The 1,712-nt window shown below is 28.4% G+C and carries 2 protein-coding genes; one reads left to right on the top strand and one right to left on the bottom strand.

Features of this window, described 5'->3' with window-relative positions; translation table 11 throughout:
- The coding region (locus HMPREF3186_RS09065; RefSeq protein ID WP_156438992.1) for a transposase at nt 1–978 on the top strand (978 nt) is incomplete at its 5' end.
- A 152-nt stretch (nt 979–1,130) separates the two neighbouring features.
- On the opposite strand, the gene HMPREF3186_RS07335 is transcribed toward HMPREF3186_RS09065, so the two are convergent.
- Nucleotides 1,131–1,616 (bottom strand): DUF308 domain-containing protein, encoded by a 486-nt coding sequence (locus HMPREF3186_RS07335; protein ID WP_003147523.1) that lies wholly within the window; start codon nt 1,614–1,616, stop codon nt 1,131–1,133.
- Between the last annotated feature and the right edge of the window lie 96 nt (nt 1,617–1,712).

Here is a 1,712-nt window from a genome sequence, read left to right as displayed (position 1 = left end):
TACTCTACATTTTCACAAAACTATATTCGACGTTTCCAAGGAACTGATGTGTTCGAACAAATATTTATTAATATAGTAAATCAAGCAATAGAAAAGAAACTAGTAGGTGGTAATGAGTTTTTTACTGATTCAACACATATTAAAGCCAACGCAAATAAAAAGAAATTCAAAGTTGAAGTAACTACAAAAATAAAAAAAAGAAAATTAGATTTAGAAAAAGAAATAAATGAAGAGAGAAACAAAAAAGGAAAAAAGCCTTTTGAGTACAAAGAGGAACAAGTTGTAAAAAAGCAGAAAATTAACACTACCGATCCGGATAGTGGATATTATCACAGAGACCATAAAGAAGAAGGTTTTATGTATTTAGACCATAGAACTGTCGATGGGAAAAACAATATAATTATAGATTGCCATATAACTCCAGGTAATACTCATGATAGCGGTCCGTATATAGATAGACTAAATCAGATAGAAAAAACCTTTGGATTAATACCAGGTAAAGTTGCGTTAGATAGCGGATATTATTCTCTAGACATACTAAAACAGTTAGATAAAAAAAATATATTTTCAGTAATAGGATATAGAAGATTCTCAAGATCAAAAGATAACAAATATTTTAAATACTTACATGAAAAAGATATATATGTGGATAAACGAACAGGAGAAATATTTAGATACAGAAACATTGATAGAAATGGATATAAACAATATAAGAGTGATGATAAAAACGAAAAGAAAATAATAAGACGTCATATAAATGCGGATTATTATGATGAAGCTAGGTTAAGACGTATATCAAAAGAAGGAAAACTATTGTATAAGAGAAGAAAAGAAACAATAGAACGTAGCTTTGCGGATTCTAAACAAAATCACGGATACAGGTATGCACGATATAGAGGAAAAGCCAAAGTACAGTCGTACGCTTGGCTGTCTTGTTGCGTCCAAAATATGAAAACAATCGCATTAAGAGAGGTATAAACCCTCTTAATACTACTAAATACTACTGGATTTTTGCCTTAAGGCTTATTTTTTTTGAAAAAAAATACCATAACATCAATACTAGCTTGATATTTCGGTATTTTTGTCAACAATCTAAGTGTCTGAAAATATATTTTCAGACACTTTTTATGCTAATTTTTATTTAACGAAAAAATATATGATAAACCGTTTGTTATGACTCCAAATGCTAATATTTTAGCTATAGTTGCAAATCCTACAATAGGATTTAATAACATAATAAAAGAATAAATGATACCTAAAACTGCTAGAGCTATCTGTATCATATACCATTTTTGGTCCCTGTTTCTAAGTAGGCTTTGAAGGTGAAATATTGACATACTTAAAAAACTAAAAATAAATATCCATAAAATAACTATTAATGAAACAAATGGTACTAAGAACATACTTAGTCCAATTGCAAGGGATACTAATATATTTCCCCAAGGAATAGGTTTTACCTTTTTATATAAGCTATAAATTAAGAGTGCACTGGCAGCTAATAATTGTGTTATCCCAAATGCAATTGAATATGTAGCAATTGTATCTAAAGGATGATTCCATAAGAATAATCCGAAGATTAAGTAAAAAACACCAACGATAATATTTAGTATTTTCATTTTGACTCCTTCCTAAATTTAGTATATGCTCATTGTAGCATAAAAGTTAAATTATTGCAATATCTGAGAATGATAAAATAAGAATGTACAGTTTTG

This window comes from Gemella haemolysans (genome assembly GCF_001553035.1).
Lineage (GTDB): Bacteria > Bacillota > Bacilli > Staphylococcales > Gemellaceae > Gemella > Gemella haemolysans_B.
Note: the sequence above shows the minus strand (reverse complement) of the source record. Positions and strands in the feature narration are given on the sequence as shown.